The following is an 8061-nucleotide window of genomic DNA, read 5'->3' as shown; positions in this document are numbered from 1 at the left end:
AGAACCTTCAGGCCATCGCCGAGGCCGAGACCTGGGACAACGGCAAGCCGGTGCGCGAGACACTCGCCGCCGACATCCCGCTGGCGATCGATCACTTCCGCTACTTCGCGGCCTGCGTGCGCTCGCAGGAAGGCTCGCTGGCCGAGATCGACGACCACACCGTGGCCTACCACTTCCATGAGCCGCTGGGCGTGGTCGGGCAGATCATCCCCTGGAACTTCCCCATCCTGATGGCGGCCTGGAAGCTGGCGCCCGCGCTGGCCGCTGGCAACTGCGTGGTGCTCAAGCCCGCCGAGCAGACGCCGGTGGGCATCCTGGTGCTGGCCGAACTCATCGCCGACATCCTGCCGCCGGGCGTGCTCAACATCGTCAACGGATTCGGGCTGGAGGCGGGCAAGCCGCTGGCTTCGAGCAAGCGCATCGCCAAGATCGCGTTCACGGGTGAGACCTCGACCGGCCGGCTGATCATGCAGTACGCCAGCCAGAACCTGATCCCGGTCACGCTGGAGCTGGGTGGCAAGAGCCCCAACATCTTCTTCGACGACGTGATGGCTCAGGACGACGAGTTCTTCGACAAGGCACTCGAAGGCTTCACGCTGTTCGCGCTGAACCAGGGCGAGGTCTGCACCTGCCCGAGCCGCGCGCTGGTGCAGGAGTCCATCGCCGACCAGTTCATGGAGCGCGTGGTCAAGCGCGTGCAGGCGATCAAGCAGGGCAACCCGCTGGACACCGAGACCATGATCGGCGCTCAGGCCTCGATGGAGCAGGTCGAGAAAATCCTGTCGTACATGGACATCGGCAAGCAGGAGGGCGCGCAGTGCCTGGTGGGCGGTGGCCGCGCTCAGATCGCGGGTGACATCGGCGACGGCTATTACGTGCAGCCGACCATCTTCCGCGGCCACAACAAGATGCGCATCTTCCAGGAAGAGATCTTCGGCCCCGTGGTGTCGATGACCACCTTCAAGGACGAGGCCGAGGCCCTGCACCTGGCCAACGACACGCTGTTCGGCCTGGGCGCCGGCGTGTGGAGCCGCGATGGCTCGCGCGCCTACCGCATGGGCCGGGGCATCCAGGCAGGTCGCGTGTGGACCAACTGCTATCACCTGTACCCCGCGCACGCGGCGTTTGGTGGCTACAAGCAGTCGGGCATCGGGCGCGAGACCCACAAGATGATGCTCGACCACTACCAGCAGACCAAGAACCTGCTGGTGAGCTACAACGCACAGGCCCTGGGCTTTTTCTGACCATGGGGGCGCAGCGTGTGACGGCCACGCCCGAGGCGCTGGCCCTCATCGAGCGGCTCAAGGCCGAGCATGGCGAGCTGATGTTCCACCAGTCAGGAGGCTGCTGCGATGGCAGCTCGCCCATGTGCTTCGAGCTCGATGAGTTCATGGTCGGCCCGTCGGATGTGCGGCTCGGCGAAGTGGGCGGCTGCCCGTTCTACATGAGCGCGGCGCAGTTCGAGTTTTGGCAGCGCACCCACCTGACGCTCGATGTCACCCTCGGCCGCGCGGGCATGTTTTCCCTCGAGGGCAGCAGCCGACACCGCTTCGTGATCCGCTCCCGACTGTTCACCGACGAGGAGCTCGCCAGCCTGTCACCGGTGTTCGTGTTGCAGGTCTGAGCGTCGGCCAAAGGATTTCAACGAGAACCGAAGGAACCCATTCCCAGCGCGTGGCACGGCCCACAAGGCTGTGCCACAGTTCAGGGCTCAAGGCACTCACCCGTTCCCGGAGCACTGAACATGTCCCTGCTGGTTTATGGCATCCCCAACTGCAACACCGTGAAGAAGGCGCGCACCTGGCTCGACGAGCAGGGCGCGTCTTTTGTTTTTCATGACTACAAGAAGCAGGGCGTGCCCGCCGACCGGCTGGACGACTGGATCGGGCAGGTGGGCTGGGAGGTGCTGGTCAACAAGCAAGGCACGACTTGGCGTCAGCTCGACGAGGCCACCAAGGCTGGCGTGAGCGATGCAGCCAGTGCCAAGGCCTTGATGCTCAAGCAGGCCAGCGTCATCAAGCGCCCGGTGATCGAGCAAGCTGGTCGGGTGCTGGCCGTGGGCTTTGACGAGAAAAAGGCCGCAGCGGTGGCGGCGGCCCTGTGATGTCTCGCGTGTGTTCCGCGCGTGATCCGCGCGTGATCCTTGCGTGAGTCACACCCCGGCGAGTTTCAGCCGGGTCGCGTGCGTCAGGTAGAACTGCGCCGGGCTCGGGGCACCTTTGCCGATCAGCCCGAAGATGTGGTTCATCTCGTCGATGTGGTTCCAGGGGTAGTCGGCTCGGATGACCTTGCCCAGGCGCGCGGCGCAGGAGACGATCGCGCCGTCAGAGGGCTCCGACAGCTGCTGCATGGCCAGGTCGGAGATGTCCCAGGCGTTGGTTTTGACGCCGATGCCGCTGGCCGAGTAATAGCGGATGCCGTTGACCACCGGGGCGCCTTCACCGCAGTAGGTGGCAGGCAGGCCGGCCGGGAAGCGGATGGCGAAGTCGTCGAGCTCTTCTTTCAGCGTCAATGCCGAAGCGTCTTGCGGCAGTTGCGACTGGCCCGAGATCCAGGCCACGAAGGTGCCTGCGAACTCGATCCATGAGCCGTAAGAGCGGATGCCGTTGGCGATGTTGCTCTCGGCGTCCTGCTGGGCCGTGACGATGGTGGGGCTGGCCATGGTGGTCACGCTGGCCACCATGTCGGGGGCCACGCCAGCGACGTAACGGGCGGTGGGGCCGCCCTGGCTGTGGCCGATCAGGTTGAACTTCTGGATGCCGTCCCTGGCGGCCCATTGCTTCATTTGCTGCAGCAGTTGCTCGCCGCGCACCGAGCTGGAGTTGACCTCGGAGACGGCGGCCACGTAGACCTTGGCACCGTTGCGGCGCAGCAGGGCAGGCACCTCGTAGAAGTAGTCGACACCGAAGATCTCCTTGAAGCCCATGAAGCCGTGCACCAGTACGATGGGGTGGCGCGTGGCGGCTTCCGTGGAGGCCGTGGCGGCCTGGGCGCTGGTGGCAAGCAGGGCGGCACCTGTGAAGGTACAAGCCAGTGCGAGGGAGGCGGCTGCCGAGCGGGCGGCGGCCAGCAGGCGTTGGTGGTTGAGGCGCATGGTGGAGGTCTTGAGTTTGAATGTTATGCACAATAACAATCAGACCGAGGCGCTTCAATCCGGTGGAGACCCGCATGCGCGCAAGCGGCGGGTCAATCTCTGCCAATCTGACTTCAACGCGCCGGGGGCGCCTCTTTCAGCTTCAGCTCGATCCACCCCAGAGCCTGGCCATTGACCGACACGTCCAGCCCCTGCGTGCCGGGGTAGAGCGTGCGCGTGCTCACCGGTTTGAACGACAGCGACTGCGTCCAGCTTGCCTGCTCACCCTTGGCCAGCGTCAAGCGCTTGCCTTTGAAGACCTTGGGGCGCAACTGGCCATCGGCCTTGCGCAGGTGCACGCGCACGTCCACCTCCAGGGTTTGCGGGGCGGGGCCTGTTGCCGTGAGTGCGATCGTCAGTGGCAGCACCTCGCCGATGTGCACGGTGTGATGTGGCACTGACAGGCTCACCTCACCATGGAACTCGGTGCCCACGTCCCAGCAGTGCAGCATGGGGGTGTGCCCCTGCTTGATGAGGTGACGGCTGGCATGGCGCAGCAGGCGCGAGCGCGTGGGGTGGGTGTCGTCGCGGTGCTCTCGCACCCATTGCACGAGCAGCTCGGGGTGGTCCTTGCCAATGTCGTTGAGGTGGTTGGCCACGCTGCGGCGCACGTACTCAGCCGGGTCGTCCTGCAGGCGGTGCAGCAAAGGCAGGGTGGGCGACGGGTCACGAACGAGGTCGTGCAGGCGCAGGCCCCACGGCAGGCGTGGGCGGCTGCCCTCGCTGACCAGTCTGCGCACGTGGGCGCTGGGGTCGTCCAGCCACCGCTGCAGGGTGGCGAAGGCCAGCTCGGGGTGGGCCTGGATGATGGGGCGGATGGCGAACTCTGCGGTGAAGCGCTGGGTGATGGCGTGCAGCGCTCGCAGGGCGCGCTCGGGGTGCGGCAGTCCGCGTTGTGCGACGACCTCGCCATAGGCCCACAGCGCCCAGCCCGCCACGCCGGTCTCGTCGGTCTGCAAGTTGCCGAGTTCCTTGTCCGGGTCGTGCTCGAAGCGAGGCGCAGGCACGCGCTTGAGGCTGGCTTCGAGCAGCGCGGCGCAGCGCTCGAAGTCTTCCGGCAGGTGCGCCATGAGCGCTTGGGCCAGGTGCTGCGCTCGGGCCTTGAACTCGAGCGCTTGCAGGCCGGTGAGGGCTTGCGACTCGAAGCCGGCCTGGTCAAAGCGGTGGTGCACGCGGTGCAGGTGGTGGGCCACGGCCTGCACCGTGGCCGGGCCGATCAGGTTCTTGAAGGCCTCGGCCATCGGTGCTCCGTGTTGCGGGGTGCGCGCTTGGGCCGGCGCGCTGTGGGTTGGAAAGAGGTGGAGGGGGCGGTGCGTGTCAGGCCGCCAGCAACTGGCGCAGCACAAAGGGCAGGATGCCGCCGTGCTGGTGGTAGCTGACCTCGATGGGCGTGTCGATGCGCAGCAGCACCGTCACCATCTGCACGCTGCCATCGGCGCGCAGGATGGTGAGCGTGGCGTCAGCCTGCGGCTTGAGCTCGGTGCCCAGGTCGATGCCGATGACCTCATCGCCCGTCAGGCCCAGCGACTGCCAACTGTCGTCGCCCTTGAACTGCAGCGGCAGCACGCCCATGCCCACCAGGTTGGAGCGGTGGATGCGCTCGAAGCTGCGTGCCACCACCGCTTTGATGCCCAGCAATTGCGTGCCCTTGGCCGCCCAGTCGCGGCTGGAGCCGGTGCCGTACTCCTCGCCAGCGAAGATCACGGTGGGCGTGCCCGCGGCGATGTACTGCATGGCCGCGTCGTAGATGAAGGCCTTTTGCCCGCCTGGCTGCATCAGCGTCAGGCCGCCTTCCTCGCGGCTGCCGTCGGGCAGGGCGGGCAGCATCAGGTTCTTGATGCGCACGTTGGCGAAGGTGCCGCGCATCATCACTTCGTGGTTGCCGCGGCGTGAGCCGTAGCTGTTGAAGTCGCCCTTCTTGACGCCATGTGCCAGCAGGTACTGTCCTGCGGGCGATGCCTCCTTGATGGAGCCGGCCGGCGAAATGTGGTCGGTGGTGATCGAGTCACCAAACAGCGCCATGATGCGCGCACCCTGCACGCTGGAAGACACCGCCTTGGGAGCCGCCTCGAAGCCATCGAAGAACGGTGGTTTGGCGATGTAGGTGCTCTGCGGCCAGTTGTAGACCTGCCCCTTGACGCCCTGGGTCTTCTCCCAGAGCTTGCCCGGCTGGGTCTTGACCTTCTCGTAGTTGGCCTTGAAGGCCTTGCCGTCCATCGCGAACTTCATCAGCTGGTGGACCTCGTCGCTGCTGGGCCAGATGTCGCCCAGGTACACCGGCTTGCCCTTTTTGCCCAGGCCCACGGGCTGTGTCATGAGGTCGACCGTGACGTTGCCGGCGATGGCGTAGGCCACGACCAGCGGAGGCGAGGCCAGGAAATTGGCCTTCAGGTTGGGGTGAATGCGGGCCTCGAAGTTTCGGTTGCCCGAGAGCACGGCCGCGCAGACCAGGTCGTTGTCGGTGATGACCTGGTTGAGCTCGGGGGCCAGGTCGCCCGCGTTGCCGATGCAGGTGGTGCAGCCGTAGGCCGCCACGTTGAAGCCGAGCTTTTCGAGGTAGGGCAAGAGGCCCGCCTTCTGCAGGTACTCGGTGACGATGCGCGAGCCGGGGGCCAGCGAGGTCTTGATGTGGGGGGCGACCTTCAGGCCGGCCTCAACCGCCTTCCTGGCCAGCAGGCCAGCCGCCAGCAGCACGCCGGGGTTGGACGTGTTGGTGCAAGAGGTGATGGCCGCGATGAGCACGTCGCCGTTGTGGACGTTCACGGGCTTGCCCGCGATGTCGACCGGGAAGGCCTTGCCCAGCTTGTCGGCTGGCTGGTTGAAGCCGTTCTCGGCCACGGGCTTGCTGAAGAGCTCGGCAAAGGTGCGGCTGAGGTGCGTGATCTCGATGCGGTCCTGCGGACGCTTGGGGCCGGCCAGCGAGGGCACCACGCTGCCCAGGTCCAGGCTGATGACGCTGCTGTAGTCGATCTCGCCGCGCTTGGGCACACCATAGAGCTGCTGTGCCTTGAAGTAGCCTTCGAAGGCCTCGATCTCGGCCTTGCTGCGGCCCGTGCCCTTGAAGTAGTCGATGGTGCGGTCGTCGACCGGGAAGAAGCCCATGGTGGCGCCGTACTCGGGTGCCATGTTGGCGATGGTTGCGCGGTCCGGCAGGGGCAGCGACGCCGTGCCCTCGCCGAAGAACTCGACGAACTTGCCCACCACCTTGGCTTTGCGAAGCACTTCGGTGATCGTGAGCACCAGGTCGGTGGCGGTGACGCCTTCGCGCAGACGGCCGGTGAGCTCGAAGCCGACCACGTCGGGCGTCAGGAAGTAGACGGGCTGCCCCAGCATGCCGGCCTCGGCTTCGATGCCGCCCACGCCCCAACCGACCACGCCGATGCCATTGATCATGGTGGTGTGGCTGTCGGTGCCGACCAGGGTGTCGGGGTAGGCCACGCCATCGCGTGTCTTGTGCACGCCGCGCGCGAGGTACTCCAGGTTGACCTGGTGGACGATGCCGAAGCCCGGGGGCACGACGCCAAAGGTGTCGAAGGCCTGCATGCCCCATTTCATGAACTCGTAGCGTTCGGCGTTGCGCTGGAACTCAAGCTTCATGTTGAGGTCCAGGGCCTTGTTGCTGCCGAAATGGTCGATCATCACCGAGTGGTCGACGACCAGGTCCACGGGCACCAGCGGCTCGATGCGTTTCGGGTCCTTGCCCAACTGGCCGGCCACGTTGCGCATGGCAGCCAGGTCGGCCAGCAGGGGCACACCCGTGAAGTCCTGCAGCACCACGCGGGCGACCACGAAGGGGATCTCTTCGGTGCGAGGCGCTTGGGGCTGCCAGCCCGCGAGTTCGGCCACGTGCTCGGGCGTGACCTTCTGGCCATCACAGTTGCGCAGCACCGACTCCAGCACGATGCGCAGCGACACCGGCAGGCGGCTCACGCCCGGATGGCGTCGGGCCAGCGCGGGCAGCGAGTGGAACTTCAGCGACTTGCCGGAGGCCGTCTTGAAGGTCTGGAGGGTGTCGGCGAAAGGGTGCGCGGCTTCGGACGCGGTGCGGGCCATGGAAACTCCTTTGCTGTGGGGGTGGAGGATTGGGTCATTTTGGCAGCAGCCATGGCCCTGCGTGTGTCAGGCTCTTGGGTTTAAGCTTTAAGCTTTGAGCTTTGAGGGCCTTCAGGCCTGACCGATTTCCCTGGTTGTACCCATGCGTCGCTCCTTTGCCCCGTTCCTCGCACCCGCAGTCGATCCACGTCGGAGCCAGCGCGGCGGGGCCGATTGGTTTCTGCTCGGCATGGTGGCGGCGGTGGTGCTGGCGTCGCTGGTGCCGCAATGGGGCCGCAGCGAAGGCCCGCTGCACATGGGACGGGTCACCGACGTGGGCGTGTTCCTGTTGTTCTTTCTGCACGGCATGGGGCTGTCGACCGACAACCTCAAGGCCGGCGCCAGCCGCTGGAAGCTGCACGTGCTGGTGCAGGCCTGCACCTATGTTCTCTTTCCCCTGTGGTGGGCGCTGGGCGCGCTCACGCTGGGGCCTTGGGTCTCGCAAGACCTGTTGATGGGCTTTTTCTACTTGGCGGTGCTGCCGTCCACGGTGTCGTCTTCGGTGGCGATGACAGCCCTGGCACGCGGGCACGTGGCGGCGGCGGTGCTCAACGCCACCTTGTCGACTTTGCTGGGCGTGTTCCTCACGCCGCTGCTGGTGAGCCTGGTCATGGGGCATGACGGAGGTGGCCTGGACGTGGGCGCCACCATGCTCAAGGTCGCTCAGATGCTGCTGCTGCCCTTCGTGGTGGGGCACTTGCTGCGCCCTTGGCTGGCACAGTGGTTCGCGCGCATCAAGCCCATCACCAATGTGTTCGACAAGGCCGTGATCGTGCTGCTGGTGTGGTCGGCGTTCAGCGACTCGGTGGCAGATGGCCTGTGGACGCGGCACGGGC

At 66.1% G+C, this 8061-nt stretch carries 7 protein-coding genes; 4 read left to right on the top strand and 3 right to left on the bottom strand.

The window, feature by feature from the left end; all coding sequences use genetic code 11:
• The 3 genes from adh to B2W70_RS06540 form a co-directional block, all read left to right on the top strand.
• Positions 1 to 1244: aldehyde dehydrogenase (adh, locus tag B2W70_RS06550; protein WP_286744000.1), on the top strand; the 1244-nt coding region annotated here is incomplete at its 5' end.
• A 2-nt stretch (positions 1245 to 1246) separates the two neighbouring features.
• Positions 1247 to 1624 carry a DUF779 domain-containing protein gene (locus B2W70_RS06545; protein ID WP_286743997.1) on the top strand — a complete coding sequence of 126 codons (378 nt, stop codon included), beginning with the start codon at positions 1247 to 1249 and terminating at the stop codon, positions 1622 to 1624.
• A gap of 120 nt (positions 1625 to 1744) precedes the next feature.
• Positions 1745 to 2104, top strand: a complete 360-nt coding sequence (locus B2W70_RS06540; RefSeq protein WP_286743995.1) for an ArsC family reductase — start codon at positions 1745 to 1747, stop codon at positions 2102 to 2104.
• A 48-nt stretch (positions 2105 to 2152) separates the two neighbouring features.
• Here B2W70_RS06540 and B2W70_RS06535 read toward each other — a convergent pair whose 3' ends face one another.
• The 3 genes from B2W70_RS06535 to acnA all read right to left on the bottom strand — a co-directional run bounded on the left by B2W70_RS06535 (position 2153) and on the right by acnA (position 7186).
• The gene (locus tag B2W70_RS06535) at positions 2153 to 3094 is read right to left on the bottom strand and encodes an esterase/lipase family protein (RefSeq protein ID WP_286743993.1); all 942 of its coding nucleotides are present in this window, start codon (positions 3092 to 3094) and stop codon (positions 2153 to 2155) included.
• Positions 3095 to 3207: 113 nt separating this feature from the next.
• Positions 3208 to 4374, bottom strand: coding sequence for a DNA alkylation repair protein (locus B2W70_RS06530; RefSeq protein ID WP_286743991.1), 1167 nt, complete (start codon positions 4372 to 4374; stop codon positions 3208 to 3210).
• A gap of 76 nt (positions 4375 to 4450) precedes the next feature.
• Positions 4451 to 7186: an aconitate hydratase AcnA gene (gene acnA / locus B2W70_RS06525; RefSeq protein WP_286743990.1), complete on the bottom strand. Its 2736-nt coding sequence runs from the start codon at positions 7184 to 7186 to the stop codon at positions 4451 to 4453.
• A 142-nt stretch (positions 7187 to 7328) separates the two neighbouring features.
• Between acnA and B2W70_RS06520 the strand changes: the two genes are divergently transcribed.
• Positions 7329 to 8061, top strand: a 733-nt coding sequence (locus B2W70_RS06520) for a bile acid:sodium symporter family protein (protein WP_286743988.1), incomplete at its 3' end; no start/stop codon positions are given.

Origin of the sequence: Aquabacterium sp. UBA2148 (assembly GCF_002328915.1) — a bacterium.
Classification (GTDB): Bacteria; Pseudomonadota; Gammaproteobacteria; order Burkholderiales; family Burkholderiaceae_C; genus Aquabacterium; species Aquabacterium parvum.
The sequence above is the reverse complement of the archived record's forward strand: the minus strand, read 5'-3'. Positions and strand labels throughout refer to the sequence as shown.